Source organism: Trinickia sp., assembly GCF_057351765.1.
The window spans coordinates 70,971-95,745 of record NZ_JBMRBK010000076.1 but is presented as its reverse complement, the minus strand read 5'-3'; the positions used below and the strand labels follow the sequence as shown (position 1 = coordinate 95,745).

The window sequence follows — 24,775 nt, the reverse complement described above, 5'->3', positions numbered from 1 at the left end:
ATGAATCATGGATTCATGAAATAAGAGAGCGCACCTTATGAAACCAGGCGAAGCAATGGACGTCCAGACGTTCATCGATCAGTCCCAGATTGGTTCACGACAATTTCGGTTAATCGCCCTGTGCGTCGCCATCATGCTCATCGAAGGCTACGATACGACTGTCGTCGGCTATATCGCTCCCGCTTTGCACCTCGACTGGCATCTGCGCCCGCAAGATTTGGCGCCGCTGTTCGGCATAGGTCTCGTTGGACTGAGCATTGGATCGCTCGCGCTCGGACCGGTCGCCGACCGGATTGGGCGCAAGACACTGCTCATCACCTCCGTCTCGCTGTTCGGTGTGACGTCACTGATGTCCGCCCTCGCCCCTACGCTGAATGTTCTGCTCATCCTGCGCTTTCTGACGGGGCTCGGCCTCGGTGGCGCAATGCCCAATGCCTTTACGCTCGCCGCCGAATACAGTCCCAGCCGACTCCGCGCAAGCTTGGTCGCGCCGATAGGCTGCGGCATGGCTGCGGGCGGCGCATTGGGGGGCCTTCTAGCCGGCAAAGTGCTGGGCGGTGAACACTGGCAGCTCATGTTCATGGTCGGTGGCGTCATCCCATTGTTGCTTGTCCCGATCTTGCTCATCTGGCTGCCGGAGTCCGTGCGCTACAAGATAGTCCGAGGCGCGCCGGAGCAGGACATTCGAACGACACTCCGCGCCATGTTTCCGAGCGCCCGGATCGATGGGATTCGGTTCGCCTATTCCGAAAAACCGCTATCCGGCCTTCCTTTCCAATACCTTTTTCGCCGCGGTCTCGCCCGAGAAACGCTACTGCTGTGGCTGATGTCATTCAGCACGCTGCTCGTTGTCTACTTCCTTGGAAACTGGCTCCCCTTGCTCGTGCAACGAGCCGGGGCCGCCCCCGGGGCAGGAGCGACGATGATGGCGTACTACCTCCTAGGCAGCACAATCGGAGCGATCGGCCTTGGCATCATGATGGATCGGTACAAGCCGCAAGCCGTTATCTGCCTCACCATGCTTGCCGCTGCCGTGTCATTGCTCCTGCTCGGCGGGGCCCTTCATACGACGTCCGCGGTGTTTATGGTGCTGTTCGTCATCGGCATGGGCACCGGGGGAACCATGACCGGCACGAACATCATGGCCACGGCCATCTACCCCACGGCCTCACGCGCTACAGGCGTAGGCTGGGCGCTCGCGTTCGGAAGGTTGGGCTCGATTGTAGGTGCAACGGTCGTCGCAAGCTTGCTCGCTCTCGGGTGGTCATTATCAAACCTTTTCACGGCGGCAGCGGCGACCCTGTTCTGCGCGGCGATATGCGCACGTTGCCTGCGAGGCGAGCACCCTGGCCCGCGCGATGAACGCCGATTGCACCCACCGTCGGAGAAAGCGTCCTCGGCGGACTGCGCCCGATAAGTCGGCAGGTCAATTCCTTCTTACGCATCTCGATAACGCCGCTCGTTCTAACGGGAGCTATGGTTCTGCCTCACGCCATCACGTGATCATGGATTACGCGGTCGGCATCGACATCCGCAACCGATCGCACGTCAAAGGCATTTAAAAAAATAACTTCGTAGTTCTAATTATTATATTTGGAGACAAAAATGAAACGCTTTACTCTCCGGGCGCTTGTCACCGCAACTGCCATTGCGGCAACGGGAGCAGCCCATGCCCAGAGCACCGTGACGCTATACGGGATAGTCGACACGGGTATCGAGTACTACAACAACCCGGCGTCCCATGGAGCATTCGTCGGCATGCCGACACTGACGGGCGAGCTGCCGTCGCGCTGGGGATTACGCGCGACCGAAAAGCTGGGAGGGGGATATAACGCCTTCTTCGTTCTCGAAAGCGGATTTGCGGTAAGCAACGGCGCCTTGAACTACGGTGGACGCCTATTTGGCCGTCAGGCCAACCTGGGAATCAGCAGCCCCTATGGCTCACTGACCGTCGGGCGCCAGATGAATATGACGATGTTCGCGCTATCCAACGCCGACGTTATCGGTCCGTCGATTCACAGCATGGCATCGTTCGATGGCTATTTACCGAACTCGCGCAGCGACAATGCGATCGGCTATATGGGTGTGTTTCACGGATTCAAGCTGGGCGCCACATATAGCTTCGGCCGCGATGCGGCAGGGCCCGCGGGTCCTTCGGCCACCAATTGTCCCGGTCTGGTGGCCGGCAACCGATTGGCTTGCCGGCAATACACGCTGCTCGCGGGATATGACAGCCCGCAGTTTGGATTTGCGCTGTCATACGACGCTATGCGCGGCGGCATCGGGGCAATGGCACCGCTCACGTCACCTTCCAACATTGATACGCATTTCGTCGCCGACGGTTACGTGAACTTTGGGAAGGGAAAGTTGGGAGCAGGATGGATTCGCCGCAACCTCGACACGAGCCAGCATATGCAATCCGACATTTTCTTCGTCGGCGGAAATTACGCCCTATCGCCCGCGCTTTCCGTTGACGCACAAGGCCTGCGATACATCCAGAAATCACAGTCTTCCTCGACACTTCTGATCGCGAGGCTCGATTACCTCCTTTCAAAACGAACCACGGTGTACTCCTCGGTCGCGTTTATGTTGAACAGTCCGCTAGCCAACGCGCCCGTGGCCGCAGGCGGAACGGTCGCCATGGGCAAGAACCAGGTCGGAGTCATGGCTGGAGTCCAGCAACGCTTTTGAGCCGCCGGCCAACACGCTCGATGCGGGCGCTGCCGTCGGTGAAATTGCCGCTGCTTCGTCGGGTCTGGTATCCAAATCAACGAGATGGTCCGCTATTCGCTCGATCCATAACGATCTAGCGCCTGCTTGATGGCGTTGAAAAGCTCCGCTCCCAGCTCCTTCTTCATCTCCTGCTCCGCATGCTTGACGGCAATGCCAAAGGCTTCGAGCCACGCGAAGCCGGCCGGCGTGAACCGCGTGATCCTCGCACGGCCATCATCCGGATCCGGAATCCGTTCCAATAAGCCAACGTCCTCGAGCTGGCCGATCAACTCCCCCACGAACTGCTTCGTGATGCCAGCTCTTTTGGCAATTTCGGTAGCGCGAGTGCCCCGCACGTCCAGGTTGCGCGTAACGGCCATGTGGCTCAGGCTCAGACCGTCATACCCGGCTTCACCCATCAGTTGCAGAACCCGCCTTTCGAATCGCTGAACGGCGATGTTTAACAGGCGGCCGATGTTACCCTGGCGCCACGCATATCGCTGCCCGTTCCTCTTGTCATTCATTTTCACTGGCGTTGTTCTGAAATAGAGGTCCCATATTAACCGTTCAGCGTTGAATGGATGTTTGCCGCTTACCGGCAATGTCGGCAAGCGGCAACGCTCAAAGCAATCTGTGCTCCCTCTGCTAGCAGCCCAATATTCGGCGAAACACTTCAGTCGCAGCGGCACAGGAGTTTCCGCGCCATGCCACGATCTGATCCGGCCGGATCAGCGCGAAATCAGCCTGGTAGAGGTCGCCCGCTACGGGCAAGTCCAACGTAACTACCTTGAGTTCTATGCCGCGCCGTAGAGCCTCCTCGAGCATGGGCGCATGGTCTCCCGCCCCGGCGCGCAAGCACAACAATGCCCATTCGAAGCCGAACGCGTCGTACAGTGAAGTCCCATCCTCGAGCCACAGGTGCGGCGGTCGTCCCCCCGGGCAGGCCGTGGCGACGTATTCGTTCGGCCTGTCGGGGGGCGGCTGAGTCCCATCCGCAACGATAGCAGGAGAACCGTCATACCGCGTGCCGAATGTGACGCCTGGAATATTGAATTCCGCACGGCCATGCGCATTAAAATAGGCCCCGGCCTCTTCTCTGGCCATGGCGCCTGCCTTGCTGTCCTCCTCCAATTCCGGAGCCGGACGGAAAAGACCGAGTGAATCGGCGAACATTTTTGCGTAGTTCGTGTTTCGTCGAGCAATCGGCTGGCGCTCTGCCTCATAGCTTTCCAGCAGCGTCGGTGCAGCCTGCCCCTTGATTACCGCGGAAAGCTTCCAGGCGAGGTTGACGGCGTCCTCGACCGCCGTGTTGTATCCCAATCCGCCTGTCGGCGTGAATAGATGAACGGCATCGCCGCCGAGAAACACGCGCCCGGATTGGAAATGGTCGCTAACCAACGAATGGCCTGCCGTCCACGAACCCTTTGACAGGACTTCCACCTCGACCGGCAAGCCGGCCGCCGCGCGAAACATGCCACGAGCATCCTCTTCGGTCACCTCTGTCTCGACTTCGTTCGGCTTCAATTGCGTGTGGAACGCGAATTCGCCTTTTCCGTCCACGGCAGCCATGAACGCTCTTCGCTCCGTATTGACGCAAACGTTCATCCACGCGGGCGGATTCGGGCTGGCGCTGTACAACTCGGAACAGCGAGCGTAAATCGCATACATGCGCCCACCCATAAAATCGCGAATGACCCCCGTCTCCCCCGTGTACTGGAAGCCAAGTGCCTCGCGCGTGTGACTGCGCGGTCCGTCCGCGCCCACCATGTAGTCCGCTTGGAGCGTCTGACTGAAACCATCGTCGAGCCGCTCCACATCGATCTCCACATGCGTATCGAACTGACGGAATGCCCGCATGCGCCAGCCATAGTTCACCGAGACATTGGGCAAGCGCTCCGCCTGCTTGCGCAAAACACCTTCCACAAACTTCTGCGAGACGCGGTGAGGCAGCTCCGCCGCGCTCCAAGAGCCGCCCAGTGCGCTCACCTTCGACTTCGCCTCCCTTGCCGACGGCAGCTTGAAGCGCGCCAATTCATGCTTGCAGAAGCGCGTGTAGTAGGCAATGTCGGTGGGAAAGTCGTCCGGCATCCCGAGCCTTCTTATTTCATCCGCGAAGCCGAGGCGCCTGAAATACTCCATCGTCCTCGCCTGCGTCGCATTGGCCTGGGGATTGAATGCCGTGCTGGGCTTTTCGTCCACTAATACCGTCTCGATTCCTCGCCGTCCCAGTTCGTTCGCGAGCATGAGGCCGCAAGGCCCGCCGCCAACCAGTACTACAGAGCTCTTCACCGGCAACATACGTACCTCCAAATTTCGTCATCCGTTTTCGAACGGCCTCTCGCATAGCAAGCTTTGCTTACCGATCACTTAGTAAACTAACTTTACTATGAGCGCATGTCAATCAACGTCGGTTCGCATCTCCCGCACCGGCTGCTTGCCGCGGGTTGTCGCCCCTTCGCGCGGATCGAGTGCGCCACACGAAACGCCCGCCGGCGCGATGTCTAGGACTCTATTGAGAAGGCTTTTTTGACGAGGTCGTTTGAAGCCGACCGCTTGCGCTTACTGAGTCCAGCGCCTTTCGAAGTCCATTTCTTGAAAATGCGCAAACAGGAAGTCCGTGAAGGAACGCACCTTCATGGACATGTGCTTTCTACTGAGATATGCAATGTTGATCGTGAGCCTCGGCAAGTCCCAGTCGTCTAGGACCGGCACTAGACGACCCGAAACGATGTCGTCGTAAATGATATACATCGGCTGTATGAGGATTCCGAGTCCCGCCATGGCCGCGGCTCGGATGACCTGACCGTCGTTCGACGCAAAGTAGCCTTGGGTTGCCACGACCGATGTCTGCTCGCCACGCTGGAAGCCTAATTCTCGCGGGCGATTGGCCAACGTATACACCAACAGCCTGTGCTTCAGTAAGTCCTCGGGAGAAGCCGGCGTTCCAAACGCGTCGAGGTACCCGGGCGAGGCTGCCAGCACGCGGCGCGTCTCGGCGAGCCGTCGAACCGTGATGTTCGAGTCCGGCTCGTACTCGCGCGTACGGATAGCGATATCGGTGTTGCTATCGAGAAGATCGGGGTACCGATTCGCGGCCTCCACGTCCACGGTCACGTTTGGATATCTGCGGTTGTACTCGGGCAGCAAAGGAACGATGTGCTTGACGCAGAAAGAAACCGAGGCCGTAATTCTCAGCAAGCCCACCGGATCCAGTACGGAAGCCTTGACCTCCGACTCGGCCTCCCATACCTCCGATAGCAACACCTTGCATCGGTCGAAGAAGGCTTGGCCCGCACTGGTCAAGAAAAGCCGACGCGTACTACGCTCGATCAAACGGGCGCCGAGGCGTTCTTCCAGCGCAACGAGGTGGCGGCTCGCAGCCGCATTGGACAAGTTCAGGAATTCCGCCGCCTTGCTCAAACTGCTGAATTCAGCGGTTCGAACGAACAGCTCCATCTCCTTCCATCGGTCCACGCCCCACCCCTTTTTCCATCCAGCGGAAATCTGCTTTCCGCTTTTAGCATTTAACGTACGTTGCTGCAACGGTATCTTGGCACTATCGGATGCGGCATTCGCGTGTCGCGTCACGTCGTCTATCGGAACATCCCATGCAACGTAAGGCAGCGATATGCAAAACCTCAACGAAGACACGATTACGCAGGCCGTCATCGCTCAGCTCGCCCATACCCCCGACCCTCGGCTCAAGCAGTTGCTGATCAGCGTCGTTCAGCATCTGCACAGCTTTGCGCGCGACGTCGAACTCACCGAAGACGAACTCATGGCAGGTATCCGCATCCTGACGCAAGTCGGACATACCTGTTGCGAGAAGCGTCAGGAATTCATTCTCCTGTCAGATACGTTGGGTCTATCGACACTGACGATGGCGATGAACAATCGCAAACCGGCCGGATGCACGGAAGCGACAGTCTTCGGCCCGTTCCACGTCGAAAATGCACCGAGGTACGCGCTGGGCGCCGATATCGCCAACGGCGCAAAAGGCGAACCGTGCTTCGTGTCGGGCGTCATCCGAGGGCTGGACGGCGAAGCCCTGCCGCACGCGCGTATCGAAGTGTGGCAAGCCGATGCGGACGGTTACTACGACGTCCAATACGCCGAACTCGATCAAGCTCGGGCACGCGCCGTCCTCCTCGCCGACGCGAACGGTCAATACTTCTTCCGCTCCATCGTGGCCGAACCCTATCCGATTCCGCACGACGGCCCCGTCGGCGATATGTTGCGCGCGACAGGCCGCCATCCGTGGAGGCCGGCCCATTTGCATTTCATGATCAAAAAGGACGGGTACGAAACACTCATCACTCACGTCTTTCGTAGTGGCGGAAAATATCTCGATTCCGATGCGGTGTTCGGCGTTCGCTCGTCGCTGATTGCGGATTGGATCCGCCACGAACCGGGACCTGCGCCCGACGCCTCCGTGATGACGACGCCCTTCTACACGCTCGAGTATGACTTCGTACTCAATCCGACCACCGCAGCGCACTAGCCGTCCCCTCCATGATCAAGCCATTCACATACGACAGCCGCGCACAGCGCGTGATATTCGAGCGCGGTGCACTGAAGCACCTGCACCGCGAAGTTGAACTACTCGGCGCCACCCGAGCGATCATATTGTCCACGCCCGATCAGGCCACACAAGCCGAGCGCGCAGCGGCCCAACTAGGTGGCCGCTGTGCGGGCGTCTTTCCCAAGGCCGTCATGCACGTACCGATCGAGGTCGCTCGCGCGGCGATCGAAGAAGCGCGGCGTATCGGCGCCGACTGCGCCGTCGCGATCGGCGGCGGCTCGACGATGGGGCTGGGAAAGGCCATCGCGCTTGAATCCTCGCTCCACATCATCGCCGTCCCCACGACCTATGCCGGCTCTGAAATGACGCCCATCTATGGAATCACCGACGCCGGCATCAAGAAAACCGGCAGGGACCCGCGTCTTTTGCCGCGCACCGTGATTTACGATCCGGAACTGAGCATGACGCTCCCCTTCGCGCTTTCCGTCACGAGCGGGATCAACGCTATCGCACACGCTGCCGAAGGGCTCTACGCGCAAGACAGCAACCCCATCATGGGCCTGCTTGCGGTCGAGGGCATTCGCGCGCTGGCCGAAGGACTGCCGGCCCTCAAACACAATCCAAGCGACGTCGAAGGACGTGCCAGATGCCTATACGGCGCGTGGCTATGCGGCACCGTCCTGGGTAACGTCGGGATGGCGTTGCATCATAAGCTCTGCCATACGTTGGGCGGGACGTTCGATTTGCCGCATGCCGAAACCCACACCATCGTCCTTCCCCACGTACTCGCCTACAACGCCCGCGCCGTCCCCGACGTCATGCGCCGCATTGCCGGCGCGATCGGCGCGCAAGACGCCGCGACCGGATTGTGGGACCTCGCACGGAACCTCGGGGCGCCGGTTGCGCTTCGCGATATAGGCATGAAGCCCAATGGCATCGGGCGGGCGGTGGAATTAGCAACCCAGGCGACGTACCCGAACCCGAGGTCGCTTGAACCGGTTGCGCTACGCGAGCTTCTCGAGCGCGCATACGCCGGTGAGCCGCCAAAGATCGACGAATGAAATCCACGGGCAGGCGTCCGTCCTCATTTCGATGCACTCTTCCCTGCTGCCGCGGCACAGTTCATGCCGCAATTGAACGACTTCTTCAAGAGTCTTGGCTTGGTCGGTCTTCCTGTTGCTCAGAGAGTGCGCGCCTCGCCCACCGCGCCGGCCTGTCCGGCGAAGCACACACCATCGCGTGGCCCGCAGCGCGTTAAAAGCGCTGCTGTATTCCCGCCATCACGCCCAACTGGTTTTTCCCCGTCTGCACCGTCCCCCCCGCGGCCACCGGCGCATTGCCGAGTCGACTATTGATGACGTAGGCGATCGATGTGTACACGGTGGTGCGCTTGGAGAGCAGATAATTCAGCCGACCGATCACCATCGTCGAGTCCGAGTGCGAATGGAGAATGTAGCGCAAGCCCTGGGCGTCAACCGAGAACGCCGGCGTCACGACGTAACTCGCACCGAGGAACCATAGATCCGATTGGGCATGCTCAAGCGCAGCGATGTTCCTTCGGACCCAGCCGGCGCCGATTTTCGCCGAGCCGAGCTTCAAATAGCCGTCGACAACGACGTGGGTGTCCGTGTATCCCGGGTTCGACAGCGGAGCGGCCGCGCCATTTCCGCCATGCATCACGTCGTACGCCGCGGCTACACCAAAGCGCGCATTGTCGTAACCCGCGAGCAGCGTGTACTGCCTGCAGGCAACTGGATCTCCGGGCGTCTGCCCCCCGCAATTGGTCGATGACGGTCCGGCTGGGCCCGCGGCGTCCCGGCCGAAACTGTAGGTCGCTCCGAGTTTGAAGCCGCGGAACGACCCGAGGTAGCCGATCGCATTGTCGCTGCGCGCATTGGGGATGTACGTATCGACCGAAGCCATGCTGTGAATCGACGGGCCGATGTTATCCGCCGATGAAAGCGCATACATCGTCATGTTCATTTGCCGGCCGAGCGTTACCGTCCCAAAGCCCCCGCTCACGCTCAAATTGGCCTGTCGCCCGAATAGTCGGCCGCCGTAATTGAGCATGCCTGTGGCCGGCGCAAAGCCGTTTTCGAGGACGAAGCCCGCCTTGTAGCCGCCGCCCAGGTCCTCCTCGCCGCGCAAGCCCCAACGGGACGGCATTTCACCCGTCAGCGCCGGCATGCCGACGACCGCTCCGCCTGCCGCAGCGTTGTTGTAGTACTGGATGCCGGCGTCGACGATACCGTAGAGCGTCACCCTGCTTTGGGCTTGAGCCAACGGTACCGTGGCAAATAGGCCAACGGCAAAAACTCTCTTCAATATCATGTCATGTCTCCATTTATTTAGTTATCCTAATTAAATAATTATAATTCTTGCGTTCAGGCACACCATGCCGTGGCCATTCCCTCCTAGACGCCCCATTCAAGCGCCGCTTGCTGCGATACGCACGGCACTTGCCCGACGCGTGCCCACGTACCCGATTCGGCCGCGCTAGACACCGAGATACCGGTTCACGATGTCCTGCTGGTCATGCAGCGCACGGGACGCACCGCTCCATACCACGCGCCCCTTTTCCATTACAAAATGCCGATCGGCAAGTTCTAGAAGTGCGTCGACGTTCTTGTCGATCACGACTTGCGCGAGACCTCGACATTTCAGTTCTGCCAGCGCATCCCAGATCTCGGCGCGCATCAACGGCGCCAGACCTTCGGTTGCTTCATCGAGTACGAGCAACTGGGGATTAGTCATCAGCGCGCGGCCGATCGCAAGCATCTGCTGTTCCCCGCCGGAAAGCTGCCATCCCAGGTTGCCGCGCCTCTCCTTCAAGCGCGGAAAGAGGCGATATACGCGTTCGAGCGTCCACTCGGCCGCTGCACCGCGCTTACTGCGGCTCGCACGCGCTGTCGCGATCAGGTTCTCTTCGACCGACAATGTCGGGAACACCTGCCGTCCCTCCGGGACGAGTCCCAAGCCTAGTCGAGCAATTCGGTGCGATGGCAAGCCTTCGAGCGGCTTTCCGGCGAACTGGATCCTCCCGGCTTTAACCGGTAAAAGACCGAACAGGCACTTGACCGACGTGGATCGTCCCATTCCGTTGCGGCCGAGCAGCGTGACGACTTCACCCGGCTTCACGTCGAACGTGACACCGAAAAGCGCCTGCGCGCGACCGTAACTGGCCTGCAAATCCCCTACTTCCAGCAACGTTGTCACGACCGACTCCCATGTGGCATTTCCTCTCCGAGATAGACCGCCTTGACCTTCGCGCTTCGCTTAATTTCGTCCGGTGTGCCAGTCAACAGCACGCGTCCATAGACCAAGACGGTAATGCGATCCGCGAGCGCAAATACCGCGTCCATATCGTGCTCGACAAGCAAAATCGAATAGCGGCGCTTCAAGGTTTTCAGCAAGGAAACCACTGCGTTCGATTCATGCGTGCTCATCCCGGCCATCGGTTCGTCCAACAACAGAAATTCGGGCCGTGCCGCGAGCGCCATCGCCAGCTCGAGTTGACGCCGCTGCCCGTAGGAAAGATCGGCCGCGGGTGAATCCGCCCGGTCCGCGAGTCCCGCCTCGTCCAACGCTTCATCGGCCGCCTCCACGAGCACACGGCGGTCCAACATGGGTCGCCATAGGTGAAACGCGTGATCGGCCGCGCCTAGTGCCGCAAGCACGGCATTCTCTCGCACTGTGAACCCCTCGAAGATCGACGTGATTTGATAGGAGCGCACCATCCCCCCGCGCGCGCGGCGATGAATGGGCAACGCGCTGATATCCTTGCCTGCAAAGCACACCTTTCCGCCATTCGACTGCAACTCGCCCGAGATCTGATTGATTAGCGTCGTTTTGCCTGCGCCGTTGGGTCCGATGAGGGCGTGCAATTCCCCGCGTTCGATATCGAGTGACACGTTATCGGTAACCAGGAGACCGCCATAGCGCTTGACCAGCGATTCCGTCTGCAATAACAGGTTCGTCACGATTGCTCTCCCGTGGCCGTGGACACCATCGGGTCAGCCGGGCGACGGTGACGCGAGAGCCAGGCGTCCACGGCGGCAAAGACACCCGCAATGCCGGCCTTCCCGAGCAACGCCATCAGGACTAGCGCCGGACCGAACACCGCCATCCAGTGCTCGGTGAATAGCTTCAGCACTTCCTCGAGGCCGAGGAACGCGAAAGCGCCCAACACCGCGCCGAACACAGAACCCGCGCCCCCCAGCATGACCATGGCGATGAGGTCGCCTGACACGTTCCACGACAACGTGCTCGGCGAAGCGAAGGCGTTGAGGTTAGCCAGCAGCAGGCCCGCAAGACCGCACAGAATCGCCGAAAGGATGTAGGCCGCCAGCAGGTATTGCTTCGCGGGCAAGCCCATCGCATCGACGCGCCGGGCATTCATCCGCGCGGCGCGCAACACCATGCCGAACGGTGAGACGCGCAGACGCGCCATCCAGTAGGTCGCCAATGCCAATACGATGAGCGAGCACGTATAGACCGTATCGGGACGCCCCAGGTCCAATGCGAAGAACTTCGAGGTATCGGCGATGGACGTCCCGTCGTCACCGCCATACTGCTTGAGGCTCTCGAAAACAAAGTACCCCATTTGCGCAAATGCCAGCGTGATCATGATGAAAGCGACCCCAGTGGTCCGCAGACAGATCGCGCCCATCACCAGGCCGAGCAGCGCGCACGCCGCGACACACGAAAGAACGTGCACCCAACCATTGTCGATGCCGTAAAACGCGGGCAGTGCGACGCTGTAGGCACCGATCCCGAAGAAGAGCGCATGGCCGAAACTGATCATGCCGCCGTATCCCAAGGCCAGATTCAAACCGGTTGCGGCGATTGCGTAGATGATGATGCGCGCGACAAACGCGGTATAGAACGGCTGCGCGATGAAGGGAAGCAGTACTAGCGCGCCGAATAGCAGCAGCGGCACCGCCCACGCGCATCGACAGCGCGGTGTGTTGAATCGCATCATTTTCTCCGTGCGGGAAAAAGTCCATCCGGACGGACCGCAAGAATGGCCGCCATCAGCAGGTAGACCAGCATCGAGGCGAGCGCAGGTCCGGCTGCATCTGCAATATCGCGGCTCGTTACGTCTCTCAGCAAAGGCGGCAACAGTGTCCGGCCCAGCGTGTCCGCCATACCGACGATGAGAGCGGCGAAAAATGCACCTCGCACGGACCCAATCCCGCCGATGACGATGACGACGAGCGTCGCGATCAGCACGGGCTCCCCCATACCCGGCTGCACCGACACGATCGGCCCTGCCATGACGCCGGCCAACCCTGCCAGTGCCGCGCCCAGTGCGAAAAGGAATGCGTTCAGAAATCGGATATTGACACCGAGCGCGCCAACCATCGCCGGATTGACGGCACCGGCCCGAATCAGCATCCCCAGCCGAGTGCGATGCATGAGCCACTGTGCGCCGAGGGCAACCAGCAATCCGGCGCCGATGATGGCGAAGCGATAGGCCGGGTAAGCGAGGCCCAAGATGTCGACCGTGCCATCGAGCGACACCGGCACCGGCAGGAAATGCGGCTGCGGCCCCCAGATCATCCGGGCTGCTTCATTGAAGAACAGAATCATGCCGAACGTTGCCAACACATGGTCGAGATGATCCCGGCCGTAGAGACGCGACACCGCTACCCGTTCGACCGCGACGCCTATTGCGACGCTGCCGCCAATCGCGGCGAGCACGGCTACAGCAAACGAGCCGGACAGGCCGAACGCCGTCGCGGCGAAGTAGGCCCCCAACATGTACAGCGAGCCATGTGCGAGATTAACGAAGCTCATGATGCCGAAGACCAGAGTCAGGCCCGCTGCGAGCAGGAACAAAAGAACCCCGAACTGCAGTCCGTTCAGCATTTGCAAAAAGATCAGGGCGAAGCTCATCGTTGACTCCCATTGCTCCGCCGGTACTTGAGCGCGTCGTTGTAAAAACGCGGATCGTAGTATTTCTCGGGAATGCCGAGCTTCTTCTGAGGAATGCCCCATTTAGCACGGAGCCTAAGCACCTCATCGAGACCCGGCAGTTCGAGTTCGGCTCGCCGTTGAAATCCCGTTTGCTCGTTCACGAGCAAAGGAAAAGCTGCTTCGGCCATCGCAAGATCGCTGTCCGGCATGTATTTCGTGAATATGCGTAGCGCTTCCTGCTTGTTTGCGGGGTTATATAGCCACTCCACACTCTTTGCGTAAGCGCTGATGAAACCTTCCAACTGTGCGCGATGCGTTTCCGCCCAAGCGCGGCGTACGCCCGCAACCATGCCTTGATACGCACCGAGATCGGTTGAGACCTTTGCGATGACGTTGAAGCCGTGGGCCTGCGCCTGCAATTCGAAAGGCGAAACCAGCAAGGTCGCCGCCTGCTTGCCTTGCAAGAGCGATTGGAAGCGTTGCAGGACGCCGCCCGCTCGTTCGACCGTAAACTCCGGCTCATGCAAGCCCGCGCGGTCGAGCAGTTCGAAGAGCACCAGTGAATAGCCAGTATTTCGTGCATCGACCGAGACCGCTTCGCCACGCAATGCACTCACGGAATTGATTGGCGGCGCAGAAACGAGCTTCAGGAACCCGCGGTCGCCTCCCATGACGGCGATTAGGTCTCGGCCGACTACCGGCGCTTCGCCCTGCCCTTCACGGTAAGCGACGAGGTTGTCCATGGCCGTCATCGCAATATCGAAGCGCCCGTCGATCAACTGAGTGAGTTGAAATACGGAACTCGGGGTGGGCGTTACCTTGACCGCGATGCCGTTCGCTGCAAAAAAGCCCTTCTCTTGCGCCACCCATAGCGGCCAGTTGAAGCCGCCCGGAAAGGTGATGACTTCGATCGGCCGTTCCGCCGCAGTAGCGGCATTCACGCTGCCCACGATCGACAATAGGAATGCCAATAGGGATTGTTTGAAGCATTTCACGGTTTTCGTCTCCTTCCATATGCGTGAAGCCGCGATACTCGCTATCCATTCGCTGGCATCCACGCTGGCCGTACAGGGTCACGTCCGCACCGTCTCGGGTACGGGCCGCCCTTTTTCGTTTCGATTGCAATCGGCTGCTTCGCTAACGTCTATTTCAGATTGCACTGCTGTGCATACGCGTCTCCGTGATCCTTGAAAACGTCTGCCTCGAGCAGCTTGAAGCCGCGCTTACCCACCGAGTTTCGGACGACCTGATAGATGCTGTAGTCCTGGATAGGAAAGTTGTTCCTTCCAAACCGGAAATTGCCGCGCACCGAGGCGAATCGAGCGCTCTTGATCGATGCGGTCAATGCCTTGTGATCGGCGGTGTTTCCTTTCACGTCTCGCACGGCCGCGTCGAGCATCATGATCGCGTCATAGCTGAATGCCGCGTAACTGGAGGGAGTCCGGCCGAAGCGCTTCTGAAACGCCTCGACGAATCGCCTCGATTGCGGATTGGGCGCGCCCGGGGTCCAGGAATCGCCCACGACTGAGCCCAACGCAGCCGTCCCCATGGCATCCACGGCTGAACCCTCAATCGTGTTGGAGGTATAGAGCGCCGTCTTCGAAAGCAGCCCAGCCTGCTGGTATTGACGAACGAACGTGACGCCTAACCCACCCGGAAAGAATCCATAGATCGCCTCCGGCTTGGAAGCGGAAAGTTCGGTCAACTCGGCGGAAAAATCGAGCTCGTTGAGTGGCGTATAGATCTCATCGACGATTTGCCCCTTGTAGAAGCGCTTGAAGCCGGCGATCTTGTCCTTGCCCCCGATAAAATTCGGGGTCATCGTACTCACCCGTTTAATGCCTTTGTCACTGAGGTATTTTCCGATCGCTTCCGCCGGTGCATCGCTTTGCCAGGACATGACGAACTCGTTTGCCTTGCATTGCCTACCGGCAACGGAAGAAGGGCCGGCTACGGTTCCGATAAACGGGATGTCCGTCGAAGCAATCCGGTTCTGCAACGCCATCATCACGTTGGCAAAAGTCAGGCCGACCACAATATCGACTTTTTCCCGGTCAAGGAGCCGGCCCAGTGCGTTGATTGCCACCTCCGGCTTCTGCTCATCGTCTTCCTTGACGATCACGGCCTTGACTCCGCCAAGCTTTCCCGACAATAGGTCCAGCGCCAAGCTGACGCCGTCGAACTGGTCGCGGCCGACGTCGGCGGATGGACCGGACAGTGTCGCGAGAAAGCCGATCTTCACATCCGCCATTGCCGCGGAAGCTGTCCCGGCGATAGCTGCCGCGAGCGCGGCGCATAGCATTTTGTTCACTTGCGTCTCCTTATCTTTCGCCCCCCCGGTCGGGGTGATCACGCGATGGCAGTCTCGAGTTCGCCGAGCCCTTCGATCCACACGCGGACGACATCGCCGCGTTTGAGAAACGTGCCGCTTTCCATCCCCACTCCGGCAGGCGTGCCCGTGAGGATGATGTCGCCCGGGTAGAGGTCCAGCCGATGACTCAGATAGGCGATCTGATCCGCTACACCGTACAGGTGATTGCGGGTGTTGGAATCCTGTTTGAGTTCGCCGTTGAGCCACAACTTGATGTTCAGATCCTCGGGCGATTCAACGAATGCAGCGGGCGTCAGAAACGGACCCATCGGGCAAGAGCCGTCGAAACATTTATGCCCGAGCCAGTCGAACCTAAACGGTGAACTGACATCGACTTTGTCGCGCCGCAAGTTGTCCCGCGCCGACAAGTCGTTCGCGCAGGAATACCCGGCGACGTATTGCAAGGCATCGTCCACGCTGACCTTCGATGCGCGGCGCCCGATGACGACGGCCAGTTCCGCCTCCCAATCGAGCATGGCCGTATGACCGGGAAATCGCACGGCCTCGCGATGCGCCGCAAGCGTCCCCTTGCCGGCTTTGAGAAAGTGCCACGGCGGGATACCGTCGGCCTTCGGATCCAGCACGAGCGTCTGTTTGAACGCACGCCCCATGGCTTCCACATGGTCGCGATAGTTCGCGCCTGCGGCGTAGATCGCGCCCGGGTCCGTCACCGGCGCAAGGAATACGATGCTGTCCGGATCTAGCGCTTCAGCGATGAACTTGCGCGGCGATAACGCCAGTTCGTTCGCGACCGCCCAAAGCCGCTCATGCGAGCTATCCCAATGCTCCAGCAGTTGCATTACCGATCGGCCGGCCAGGGGACTTCCTTTGGCAACGCCCGTTAGACTGAAGAGTCGCTGGTTGACGGCGATACCCGTCCCTGCGGCCCCGGTTGCGTCCGCATACGTGAAAAGCTGGTATTTCATCTGGAGTTATTTCAAAGAGTATGAGCGATTGGAAAAGCGCACCGTGACAGTCAATTCACCTTCCATCAGCAGCCACTTTCTGATAATTGGCGTATAAATCTTTTCTCGGATAAAGGGATCGTCCGACAGGATCTGCTTTGCATCCTCCATCGTTTCGGCTCGCAGGACAGACATCCCGCCGAGCGCGCCGGGGACACCTTCCTCTTCGACGAAAGGCCCCGAAGCGAATAGCACACCACGGCCTTCCGCCTCGACCGCCCATTGCAAGTGGGCCTCCAGAAACGCTTCGAACCGCGTGAGGTCGTTTGGGATCCTCTGTACGACATACAAGGGCTTTCGCAGCATTTTTTGCAAGAGGCTCTGTGTCTTCTCGACGATGTCCATGTCAGTCCGGCAATTCGAAGTTCTGCCCGAAATCGGGTGGCGGAGGCGTACTTGCCCACACGGCAGTCAGTTCTTCCGGGCTGACGTTCAACGGCACCCAGCCACTGTCGTCCTCCGGAATGACGTCGATGTCCCAGAAATATTCGACCAGGCTGTTCCAAGGATCGCGGATATAGTGAAAGTAATTCGATCCGCCAACATGTCGTCCAAGGCCGAATACGTCCTTGTAGCCTGCCCGTATCAAGGTCTGCGCACCGATCTCTATCTCGTCGATGTCGCTGACCTCGAAACTCAAATGATGCAATCCGGTGTGAGTGCTCTTGGCAAACGCGACGATGTGGTGATCGCCCCCGGCCGCACCGCGAAGGAAAGCGAGAATGTCATGTGCCCGATCGGAGACCTTCATGCCGAGCACGTTGGTATAGAAATCGACCGACCGGTCGACATCGGGCGTGAACTTGATCAAGTGACCGAGCCTGCGTGGCACCACTTTCTTTTGAAGCGACTCGAGCCCGCAGGCCCGCGTGCCAATACGGCGGTAGCGGCCGGGCACATTCACTTCCGGCGGTATCGCGACCAGGGAGGGCTTGGGTTCTTCCACCTGCACGTTGATCCAGTCGCCGTGCGGATCGCAAAACCAGATTCCGCCGAATGACACGTCGAAAGGGGCGTCCACGATGCGGACACCTGCGCGGTCGAGGTTTCTTTTCAAGCCGGTCATGCCCGCCTCGTCCGTGCCAAGGGCCGTGTAGCTCAGGCGCTTTTTTGCCCCTTCGATCAGGTGGATCTGGTCTTGGGCGCGATCCGGACAACGGAACATAAGGTCGTTACCGGATATACCCGCTCTCAGACCGAAGAGTTCATAAAAGACTCGTCCGACCTCGAGGTCCGGGACGGTCATTCCGATGTGAAGCAACGAACGAATCATGACAATGCTCTCCAGTCTTGACGAGAGAAGCCCTCTGTAAATAACCTATGCACCGTTTGCCTTTGGACGATATGCATTGTTCGACAGTCACGGTTGGATGGCTTGCGATCGTTCAGGGCGCGATTCCGACTCCAATAGCTTGATGACCGCCGCAATGTCTTCTTCAGCCATGCCGTTTTCGATCGCACGAAGGAAGTACGGCGCCGCTGTCGAAAACAAAGGAGAAGCGGCGCCGGCTTCATCGACGAGTTGCCGCCCCATCAGCAAGTATTTTTCCAAGGTGCCGATGGTCCCGGGCGCGGGTCGGAAAGCACGCGCGGCCATCATGGGAGCACGTATTGCGAACATCGTGGAACCACCCGCGCCGTGCTTGACGACCTCGGCGAGCGTACCTGGGTCGAAGCCGAGGCGGGCTCCCAGGTTCATCGCCTCGGCGCAAGCAAGCGTATGGATCGCGACCAAATAATTGGCGATTAGCTTCATCGCGACAGCCGAACCGTACTCGCCAATGTGAAACTGGTTGGCGGTGATCGCATCGAGAACAGGTTTGCATTGCTTGATGAGTTCAGCGGAGCCGCCAAGGTAGAGAGACGCTCTGTGCTGCGAGACCATCGGGGGCGAACCGCTGACCTCCGCCTCAAGCACACATGCGCCACGTTCCTGAATGCGCTTCGCCTGGTCGATCTTGAACGCTTTGCGATACGTAGCGAGCTCGACGACGACAAGCCCAGGCCGAATTGCATCGAGCACGCCGTCAGCGCCCTGCAGGACGTCGAGGAGCGCAGCTTCGCTCGGTAGGCAAAGCAGAAGCACGTCGGCTTGCCTTGTCACATCGGCGGCGTTGTCGAGCGCCCGGCCGCCGCACGCGACGAATGCCTCTCGGTCGGTCCGGCGATAACCGACAACCTGGAATCCTGCCTGAATCAGATTGGTCGCGATCGGTAGTCCGAGCTGGCCGATGCCGATCATGCCGATGACTCTGTCTGGGGTGTCCACTGCGCCTCCTCATGGTTGTTCCCAGCAGTCTAATGATCATGCCGGCATTAAACTACGCCGATTCGTTAAAGCAATGTATCAATGAAATTGATACTTCTGGTCGGCAATCCGTGGGCGTAGGTGTCGTGGACTCGTGAACTGATGAAAGACCTCAACTTACTGTATGTTTTCGAAGCGCTCTGGTGCGACAGATCCGTCACCGCGGCGGCGGAGCGGCTCGGCCTGACACAAGCCGCGATCAGCAGCGCCCTGAAGCGGTTGCGGGATCAGGAAGGCGATAAGATGTTCACGCTGGTCAGTCGCCGTATGGAGCCGACACCCTATGCGAGCGCCATCGCGCAACAGTTGCTCGATGCGCTGACCATGATTCGAAAAACCTCCGCGGAGAAAAGCGTTTTCGATCCGGCCTCCTCTCGGCGCATGTTCACCGTGCGCACGCGCGATATCGGAGAGATTGTGAATCTCCCTCCCCTTATGGAGAAGTTGCAGGAGGAAGCGCCGCACATCAAGCTACGGACGGTGTTCGTACCCATGGATGAAACGCTAGGTGGACTTGCTAGTGGCCGGATAGATTTCGCGCTCGGCTTTCTTCCATCGCTCGAAGCCGGCATTCATCGTCGGAAGCTCATGCAGCAGCATTACGTCTGCGTCATGCGGAAACAGCATCCTTTGGCAGAATCGGAACTTACCCTGGAGCGCTTCAGGGAACAGGAACATTTGCTCGTAGAGTATTCCGGCAGCGGCCATAAGGTTCTCGAAAAGGCGTTGATCGAAGCGGGCGCCCGGCATCAAATCAAGGTGCGGCTGCCGCAGTACCTTTCCGCACCCCACTTCGTCATTTCATCGGACCTCTTGTGGTGCGCGCCCGCCGTTCTAGCCGAGACGCTCGCGACGCACTTTGCGCTGACCATCAAGCCTATCCCGTTCCAATTACCGGGATTTGAAATCGGCCTTTACTGGCATGATCGGTATCATCGCGATCCTGCAAACAAGTGGCTTCGGGAATTCATAGTCAACGTTCAAGCGACCCGACCATGAATCAGACGAAGCAGCTACCGACGATGCGCTCGTCGCGCCGTTCGACGTCGTCGCGCGAGAAGTGCCGACCGCATGGTTCGTCGCATAGAGCGCCACGTACTGCTCAAGGACAAACTCACGCAGATCCGGCAACGCGGCTTGAGCCGGCGCACTTGTGATTACGTTCCCAAACTATTTGACCAAGTCGTCAGCACTGACGTCGTCGTAGCTCTGCGTCCAAGAGTACGTCTTAGGTGCGGAAACCGCATCACCCAGTGTCGCGGCAACCGGACTTCTACCCTCTACAATTTCAGCAAATGATTGACAGGACGGCTCGATCTGAGCGCGCCGCAACGCGAGCTCGGGAGCCGAAACGCCGCCAGCAACGCACGGCTAGCGATTCTTTCGCGCAGTTGCCGTCCAATCTGCCGGAAAACCGGCACCCTCCCGGATCGGTTCAGTTCCAGGGCGACCAGCGCCGGCAGCGACTGCCTGGATGAACGGTTCGCAACCATAAATGAGCCAAATTGATTCGATATTGGTTCTTAAAAAATCCGGTGGAAACCGCCAGAATTGACGAACCAACGATACGACGGGATCGCCATGCGCATCCGCATCATCACCGACGACTTCACCAGCGCGCTCGACGAGACGGCTTGCTTCGCGGAGCGCGGCTGCGACACGGCCGCCCTCATGCGCCCCGATAGCACCACTAACGGCGAGGTCGTCAGCCTCGACACCGATTCCCGCGAGTACCCGCTTACGCTGGACCAGGACACCGTCGGCCGCTTCCATCGCCGCATTTTCTCTATCGATCACGCATTAACGACACCATGAGCGACTTTCGCAGTGACACCGTCACCCAGCCCACGCCTGCCATGAAGCAGATGATGATGGAAGCGCCACTGGGGGACGACGTCGTGGGGGAAGACCCCACTGTCAACCTCCTGCAGGAAACCGCTGCCGCCATGCTCGGCTTCGAGGCCGCACTTTTCGCACCGAGCGGCACGCAGACCAATCTTATCGCGATGATGACGCATTGCCAGCGCGGCGAAGAAGCCATCGTCGGCCAACAGTGGCATACCAACCGCTGGGAAGCAGGCGGTATGGCGGTGCTCGGCTCCATTCAACCGCAGCCGCTGGAGCACCAGCCCGACGGCACCATCGCCCTGCACGACATCGAAGCCGCCATCAAGCCCGACGACCCTCACTTCGCCCGCACCCGCCTAGTCGTAACCGAAAACACTTTTGGCGGCAAGGTGCTGTCCTTGGAATACATGCACGACGTTGCTGCCCTGGCGAAGCGCCACGGATTGCGCTCGCACATCGATGGCGCGCGTCTCTGCAATGCCGCCGTCGCGCTCTGCGACGGCGGCGATCCGCTGCAGCGTGCGCGGGAGCTCTGCGACGGTTTCGATTCGGTATCGCTTTGCCTCTCGAAAGGGCTGGGTGCGCCGGTGGGGTCACTGCTGCTGGGTTCGCAAGACTTCATCCGCCAGGCGAGCCGCGTGCGCAAGATGCTGGGCGGGTCCATGCGTCAGGCCGGGGTGCTGGCGGCAGCGGGATTGTATGCCCTGCGGCACAACGTGCACCGCCTCGCTGACGACCATGCCAATGCAGCCATGCTGTCGCGTGGCCTGGCCGAGGCCGCCGAGGGCAATGTCAGACTGCGCGGCCGCTTCACTGCCCATCCGGCGCAAACCAACATCCTTTTCACCGATATCGATCCCCATATCGCCAGCGATTTCTTCGCCCACCTCGACGCGAGCGACGTCAAGGTGAAAAGCGGCGTTTATCGCGGCGAGGAAGGCGCCATGCGCCGCATACGCTGGGTCACGCACCTCGATGTGAGTCGGACGGATGTCGAACGCGCGATAAAGGCCGCGGCATCGTTCTGATGTTCAGCCAGAACGTCCGGCTCACGGCGCAAAAAGAGCGATGGAACGCTTCCATCCGATACGGCTTCAGCACATCCGGCCCCACTGTTCCGCACAAACAGCAGCGGCACGATGGCAAGCAGACAGATTACGGCAAGACTGCCGTAATGCACGGTCCACCCCGCATGTCCAATGATGTAGCCTGAGAGCGGCGAAACGACCATACCGGCGACCCCGAACGCGATCCCGATCATCAGCCCCATTCCCGCGCCGGCCGCCCGCTCCGCCGAATCGATGACCATCGCGTACGCAACCGGAAATGGCGCATTGCGGAACAATCCCCAAATGAGAAGGACGATCCACGCACTGGCGAGGGAGTCGATGCGCAACAGCATCAGTGTGGAAATCGCACAGCAAATCGCCAACACGATCAGCGTTCGCTTTCTTCCCAGCGAGTCCGAAAGCGTCCCCCACACGACCTGTCCCACCCATCCCGTCAACCCCGACACGCCGGATACGAGGGCCGCCGCCGAAACCGTCATATGGGCCACCTCGATCAAATACGACGTCAAGAACAGGACGATGCCCAGCTCGGCGACCAGAAACAGAAAGATCGAAGCGATCGCCAATCCCGTATTGCGCTGGCGAAACGCCGCCTTGATCGCGCCCATCGGCCGCCGGAAATCCCCTCTTTCACCCACCGCAGCGGTGGGCGTCGTCAAATCATTCGCGCGCATCCATTCGAACGCCATTTCCTGATTGCGTCGGGTGCCGACGACCAATTGCGCCACGATGATCACGACGCCGATCAGCGGAATGAGCGCGAAGGCATCGGTCCATTGTCCGTAACGCAGGACGATAGCGATCAACACGCCGGAAAGGAATTGGCCGATCGGAAAACCCGTGTGGTGAACGCCCACGGCGAAGCCGCGGTTCTCCTTTTGCCACCAGTCGCTAACGAGTGCCACGTTGACCGGCTCGGCGCCGCCTCGGCTCAGACCCATCGGTACGCGCAGCAGTTGAAACCATCCAAGGCTCCCTGACAGCAGCGCCGTCAGCAGCCCACCCACCACGGCCAAGGCATAGGCGACGATCCACGTATAGCCGCGCCGATATCCGCTGCCGATCAGATCGGACGCCACACCGAAGCCCACGGCGCCGATCATCGAGGCAAACGCGAAAATCGTATTGATGAATCCGGCCTGAACGTTCGACAGGCCATAGGCAAACTTGATCGACGGCAATACGGCCGGCATGATCTGGCCGTCGATCGAGATCATCAGGACCGCCAACGTCGTAATCCAAAGCATTGCCCAGGAGCTCCAATGCGCGCGCACCCGGCGGCGTGCCCGCCCGGATGCTTGTGTCATCGGCTCAACTCTTTCGTTCATGACTGTCTCCGATCCTGTTTGTCTTCAATTGATTGCACATATTCGGTTCCGCCCATGCGCCGCTTCCAGCTTTCCCGTGAGTGGCGACGCACGCCCCAGCCGATCACGCGCATCCGGTTGCCAGGGTGAATGGGATCGGGACCCCAGATGGCTTGATAGGTATCGATGCAGCGCCCCGTGCGCTGTAAGTGCCCCGCAACCGATATGAGCGCAAGCCACCAGACGGTGAGTACGGCCACCATCCACCGCGGCGCGTCCGCAAGCTTCAAACCCATCCCGATTACGACGACCGCCAAGAGAATCGCGGCGGTCCCGACAACCTTGTGTACGTACTCGAACCGATATCGTCGCGCCGTCATGTCGTAGTGATCGCCGCGCATCGCATCCTCACTCGAAGCGCCAAGCCCGATTGCAGTGGTGCCACCACCCTTGCTACCCCGCCACACCCCACCCAACACCTGGACCCATCCGCTCGCCATCACCGCCCATCCGAACCATCGATGACACTGCGCCAGCGCACTTGTGTCATGCGCACGGCCCAATGCAAGCGAGCACCCCAACGTCATCGACAGCACCCCTGCCGTCTGCAAGATGCGATGCCAGTGCCACCACGTTTTGTTGTCGAGCTCGTCCGGCCAGGCTTGTCGCGGCATCACCTTGAAATAGCGGGCCACCAGCACGCCAAGCGGCAACAGAATCGCCCACGCGGCCACCATCGCCCTGCCGTGCCATGCGGTCCACGCGGGAAGTTCGTGATCCATGCGCCCCGATATCGGCGTCAGCAGCCACGTTACGAGATCGGCGCTCATTCGGCGGACCGAATGACCTTCGAAACATCCGGCTCGCGCTGCGTAGCGATATAACTTTCGAACCGTCGCGTCCGAACGTCGAAAATGCCGACGCGATCGTCATCCTGCGAGACGAATGCCAGACCGCGCTCGCGATCGAACGACAGCGCAATCGCTCGCGCCGGCATGGGAATGTGGTCGATTTCGGCAAGCGTGGCAGGATCGACGAGCGACAAGCTCCGCTCGCCGTAGTTGGTCACGATCAGCATCTCGTCGTCCCAGCGATAGATACGTGTGGGATCGTCGCGGGATGCACTGCGCTGCCGCACTTGCATCGCTTCCGTATCGATCGCCGTCAGCGTTTGGCTCCAACGATTGCTGACGAATAGCGTGCGCTCGTCGCCGCTCAAACAATACCCTTCGGGCTTATCGCCTGGGTGGCAAGCCAGCGGCACGGCCAACGGGTCCCACGGCTTGACCTTCGTTACCGTATGCGAAAGCAAATTCATGCAGTAAGCGGTGGCGCCGTCTTTAGTCAACGCGAACAGGTGACTCTTGATACCGCCGGAGGGCACGGCTCGCCGTGGCGCCTCGTCGGTCAATGGCCGATCGAGCACGAGCAACGTGGCTTTCTCCTCGCTCAGCGCATACAGACGGTCGCGCTCATCCATCTGCAAGCCATGAATCCGGTTGTACGGCGCAAGGTCGATCGTTCGCGTCAGCGCGCCGGCTTCGATGTCGATCTGCAACAGCGAATGACCGCCCGGGCCTGTGTGGCCGGATGTCTCGACACCGTAGTGCCCGACCCACGCGTTTCGATTTGCCCGGTCCGTCACGAACTCGTGCGGATACGAAGGCAACGCGACGCTATGCAGGCGTTTTCCCGATTCGATCTCGTACCAACTCACGCAATGACTGCATTTTTCCACAAGCAAAAGCGTGCC

Annotated in this window: 24 protein-coding genes; 7 read left to right on the top strand and 17 right to left on the bottom strand. The window is 59.9% G+C overall.

Annotation, left to right across the window (positions count from 1 at the left end; translation table 11 throughout):
• Positions 1-55: 55 nt before the first annotated feature.
• Both ACO1XS_RS21640 and ACO1XS_RS21635 read left to right on the top strand, forming a co-directional pair.
• Positions 56-1,417 carry an MFS transporter gene (locus ACO1XS_RS21640; RefSeq protein ID WP_331568300.1) on the top strand — a complete coding sequence of 454 codons (1,362 nt, stop codon included), beginning with the start codon at positions 56-58 and terminating at the stop codon, positions 1,415-1,417.
• A 188-nt stretch (positions 1,418-1,605) separates the two neighbouring features.
• A complete protein-coding gene (locus ACO1XS_RS21635) occupies positions 1,606-2,691 on the top strand; it encodes a porin (RefSeq protein ID WP_486391664.1) in 1,086 nt (361 codons plus the stop codon).
• Between the two features lie 92 nt (positions 2,692-2,783).
• Here ACO1XS_RS21635 and ACO1XS_RS21630 read toward each other — a convergent pair whose 3' ends face one another.
• From ACO1XS_RS21630 to ACO1XS_RS21620, 3 genes are all read right to left on the bottom strand, one after another.
• Positions 2,784-3,236 carry a MarR family winged helix-turn-helix transcriptional regulator gene (locus tag ACO1XS_RS21630; protein ID WP_331568301.1) on the bottom strand — a complete coding sequence of 151 codons (453 nt, stop codon included), beginning with the start codon at positions 3,234-3,236 and terminating at the stop codon, positions 2,784-2,786.
• A 121-nt stretch (positions 3,237-3,357) separates the two neighbouring features.
• A complete protein-coding gene (locus ACO1XS_RS21625) occupies positions 3,358-5,010 on the bottom strand; it encodes an FAD-dependent oxidoreductase (RefSeq protein ID WP_486391663.1) in 1,653 nt (550 codons plus the stop codon).
• A 261-nt stretch (positions 5,011-5,271) separates the two neighbouring features.
• Complete coding sequence (locus ACO1XS_RS21620) at positions 5,272-6,186, bottom strand: LysR family transcriptional regulator (protein ID WP_331568376.1); 915 nt, start codon at positions 6,184-6,186, stop codon at positions 5,272-5,274.
• Positions 6,187-6,340: 154 nt separating this feature from the next.
• Here ACO1XS_RS21620 and ACO1XS_RS21615 point away from each other — a divergent pair, with 154 nt between their 5' ends.
• The gene (locus ACO1XS_RS21615) at positions 6,341-7,213 is read left to right on the top strand and encodes an intradiol ring-cleavage dioxygenase (RefSeq protein ID WP_486391662.1); all 873 of its coding nucleotides are present in this window, start codon (positions 6,341-6,343) and stop codon (positions 7,211-7,213) included.
• Positions 7,214-7,227: 14 nt separating this feature from the next.
• Positions 7,228-8,295 (top strand): maleylacetate reductase, encoded by a 1,068-nt coding sequence (locus tag ACO1XS_RS21610; protein WP_486391688.1) that lies wholly within the window; start codon positions 7,228-7,230, stop codon positions 8,293-8,295.
• 193 nt (positions 8,296-8,488) lie between these two features.
• On the opposite strand, the gene ACO1XS_RS21605 is transcribed toward ACO1XS_RS21610, so the two are convergent.
• The 11 genes from ACO1XS_RS21605 to ACO1XS_RS21555 form a co-directional block, all read right to left on the bottom strand.
• On the bottom strand, positions 8,489-9,565 hold the full coding sequence (locus tag ACO1XS_RS21605; RefSeq protein WP_486391661.1) for a porin: 1,077 nt from the start codon (positions 9,563-9,565) through the stop codon (positions 8,489-8,491).
• Between the two features lie 165 nt (positions 9,566-9,730).
• Complete coding sequence (locus tag ACO1XS_RS21600; RefSeq protein WP_331568306.1) at positions 9,731-10,450, bottom strand: ABC transporter ATP-binding protein; 720 nt, start codon at positions 10,448-10,450, stop codon at positions 9,731-9,733.
• On the bottom strand, positions 10,447-11,214 hold the full coding sequence (locus ACO1XS_RS21595) for an ABC transporter ATP-binding protein (RefSeq protein WP_331568307.1): 768 nt from the start codon (positions 11,212-11,214) through the stop codon (positions 10,447-10,449). The genes ACO1XS_RS21600 and ACO1XS_RS21595 overlap by 4 nt, the downstream gene beginning before the upstream one ends.
• Positions 11,211-12,215: a branched-chain amino acid ABC transporter permease gene (locus ACO1XS_RS21590; RefSeq protein WP_486391660.1), complete on the bottom strand. Its 1,005-nt coding sequence runs from the start codon at positions 12,213-12,215 to the stop codon at positions 11,211-11,213. Before ACO1XS_RS21590 ends, ACO1XS_RS21595 begins: the two co-directional genes overlap by 4 nt.
• A complete protein-coding gene (locus ACO1XS_RS21585) occupies positions 12,212-13,132 on the bottom strand; it encodes a branched-chain amino acid ABC transporter permease (protein WP_486391659.1) in 921 nt (306 codons plus the stop codon). The genes ACO1XS_RS21590 and ACO1XS_RS21585 overlap by 4 nt, the downstream gene beginning before the upstream one ends.
• Entirely contained in the window at positions 13,129-14,211 is a 1,083-nt protein-coding gene (locus ACO1XS_RS21580; protein ID WP_486391658.1) for an ABC transporter substrate-binding protein, read from the bottom strand. Before ACO1XS_RS21580 ends, ACO1XS_RS21585 begins: the two co-directional genes overlap by 4 nt.
• A gap of 86 nt (positions 14,212-14,297) precedes the next feature.
• Entirely contained in the window at positions 14,298-15,506 is a 1,209-nt protein-coding gene (locus tag ACO1XS_RS21575) for an ABC transporter substrate-binding protein (protein ID WP_486391657.1), read from the bottom strand.
• Complete coding sequence (locus tag ACO1XS_RS21570; RefSeq protein ID WP_331568310.1) at positions 15,503-16,450, bottom strand: fumarylacetoacetate hydrolase family protein; 948 nt, start codon at positions 16,448-16,450, stop codon at positions 15,503-15,505. The genes ACO1XS_RS21575 and ACO1XS_RS21570 overlap by 4 nt, the downstream gene beginning before the upstream one ends.
• 6 nt (positions 16,451-16,456) lie before the next feature.
• Entirely contained in the window at positions 16,457-16,834 is a 378-nt protein-coding gene (locus ACO1XS_RS21565; protein ID WP_331568311.1) for a YciI family protein, read from the bottom strand.
• Between the two features lies 1 nt (position 16,835).
• The gene (locus ACO1XS_RS21560) at positions 16,836-17,762 is read right to left on the bottom strand and encodes a VOC family protein (protein WP_331568312.1); all 927 of its coding nucleotides are present in this window, start codon (positions 17,760-17,762) and stop codon (positions 16,836-16,838) included.
• Positions 17,763-17,849: 87 nt separating this feature from the next.
• The gene (locus tag ACO1XS_RS21555; RefSeq protein ID WP_331568313.1) at positions 17,850-18,758 is read right to left on the bottom strand and encodes an NAD(P)-dependent oxidoreductase; all 909 of its coding nucleotides are present in this window, start codon (positions 18,756-18,758) and stop codon (positions 17,850-17,852) included.
• A 141-nt stretch (positions 18,759-18,899) separates the two neighbouring features.
• On the opposite strand from ACO1XS_RS21555, the gene ACO1XS_RS21550 reads away from it, so the two are divergent.
• The 3 genes from ACO1XS_RS21550 (at position 18,900) to ltaE (ending at position 21,673) form a co-directional block, all read left to right on the top strand.
• On the top strand, positions 18,900-19,796 hold the full coding sequence (locus ACO1XS_RS21550) for a LysR family transcriptional regulator (protein ID WP_331568314.1): 897 nt from the start codon (positions 18,900-18,902) through the stop codon (positions 19,794-19,796).
• Positions 19,797-20,348: 552 nt separating this feature from the next.
• Entirely contained in the window at positions 20,349-20,612 is a 264-nt protein-coding gene (locus ACO1XS_RS21545; protein ID WP_331568315.1) for a hypothetical protein, read from the top strand.
• Positions 20,609-21,673 carry a low-specificity L-threonine aldolase gene (gene ltaE / locus ACO1XS_RS21540; protein WP_331568316.1) on the top strand — a complete coding sequence of 355 codons (1,065 nt, stop codon included), beginning with the start codon at positions 20,609-20,611 and terminating at the stop codon, positions 21,671-21,673. The genes ACO1XS_RS21545 and ltaE overlap by 4 nt, the downstream gene beginning before the upstream one ends.
• On the opposite strand, the gene ACO1XS_RS21535 is transcribed toward ltaE, so the two are convergent.
• Genes ACO1XS_RS21535 through ACO1XS_RS21525 form a run of 3 tightly spaced genes read right to left on the bottom strand, consistent with a single transcriptional unit; the run spans position 21,568 to position 24,739 of the window.
• On the bottom strand, positions 21,568-23,043 hold the full coding sequence (locus ACO1XS_RS21535; RefSeq protein ID WP_331568317.1) for an MFS transporter: 1,476 nt from the start codon (positions 23,041-23,043) through the stop codon (positions 21,568-21,570). The genes ltaE and ACO1XS_RS21535 overlap by 106 nt on opposite strands.
• Positions 23,040-23,852 (bottom strand): cytochrome b561 domain-containing protein, encoded by an 813-nt coding sequence (locus tag ACO1XS_RS21530; RefSeq protein ID WP_331568318.1) that lies wholly within the window; start codon positions 23,850-23,852, stop codon positions 23,040-23,042. The genes ACO1XS_RS21535 and ACO1XS_RS21530 overlap by 4 nt, the downstream gene beginning before the upstream one ends.
• Positions 23,849-24,739 (bottom strand): YncE family protein, encoded by an 891-nt coding sequence (locus tag ACO1XS_RS21525; protein WP_331568319.1) that lies wholly within the window; start codon positions 24,737-24,739, stop codon positions 23,849-23,851. The genes ACO1XS_RS21530 and ACO1XS_RS21525 overlap by 4 nt, the downstream gene beginning before the upstream one ends.
• Positions 24,740-24,775: the final 36 nt, after the last annotated feature.

Bases quoted from the DNA above. Each gene is read 5' to 3' on its own strand.
- ACO1XS_RS21640 (WP_331568300.1), top strand. From the start codon at position 56: ATGGACGTCCAGACGTTCATCGATCAGTCCCAGATTGGTTCACGACAA.
- ACO1XS_RS21635 (WP_486391664.1), top strand. From the start codon at position 1,606: ATGAAACGCTTTACTCTCCGGGCGCTTGTCACCGCAACTGCCATTGCG.
- ACO1XS_RS21630 (WP_331568301.1), bottom strand. From the start codon at position 3,236: ATGAATGACAAGAGGAACGGGCAGCGATATGCGTGGCGCCAGGGTAAC.
- ACO1XS_RS21625 (WP_486391663.1), bottom strand. From the start codon at position 5,010: ATGTTGCCGGTGAAGAGCTCTGTAGTACTGGTTGGCGGCGGGCCTTGC.
- ACO1XS_RS21615 (WP_486391662.1), top strand. From the start codon at position 6,341: ATGCAAAACCTCAACGAAGACACGATTACGCAGGCCGTCATCGCTCAG.
- ACO1XS_RS21605 (WP_486391661.1), bottom strand. From the start codon at position 9,565: ATGATATTGAAGAGAGTTTTTGCCGTTGGCCTATTTGCCACGGTACCG.
- ACO1XS_RS21590 (WP_486391660.1), bottom strand. From the start codon at position 12,215: ATGATGCGATTCAACACACCGCGCTGTCGATGCGCGTGGGCGGTGCCG.
- ACO1XS_RS21585 (WP_486391659.1), bottom strand. From the start codon at position 13,132: ATGAGCTTCGCCCTGATCTTTTTGCAAATGCTGAACGGACTGCAGTTC.
- ACO1XS_RS21570 (WP_331568310.1), bottom strand. From the start codon at position 16,450: ATGAAATACCAGCTTTTCACGTATGCGGACGCAACCGGGGCCGCAGGG.
- ACO1XS_RS21565 (WP_331568311.1), bottom strand. From the start codon at position 16,834: ATGGACATCGTCGAGAAGACACAGAGCCTCTTGCAAAAAATGCTGCGA.
- ACO1XS_RS21560 (WP_331568312.1), bottom strand. From the start codon at position 17,762: ATGATTCGTTCGTTGCTTCACATCGGAATGACCGTCCCGGACCTCGAG.
- ACO1XS_RS21550 (WP_331568314.1), top strand. From the start codon at position 18,900: ATGAAAGACCTCAACTTACTGTATGTTTTCGAAGCGCTCTGGTGCGAC.
- ltaE (WP_331568316.1), top strand. From the start codon at position 20,609: ATGAGCGACTTTCGCAGTGACACCGTCACCCAGCCCACGCCTGCCATG.
- ACO1XS_RS21535 (WP_331568317.1), bottom strand. From the start codon at position 23,043: ATGAACGAAAGAGTTGAGCCGATGACACAAGCATCCGGGCGGGCACGC.
- ACO1XS_RS21530 (WP_331568318.1), bottom strand. From the start codon at position 23,852: ATGAGCGCCGATCTCGTAACGTGGCTGCTGACGCCGATATCGGGGCGC.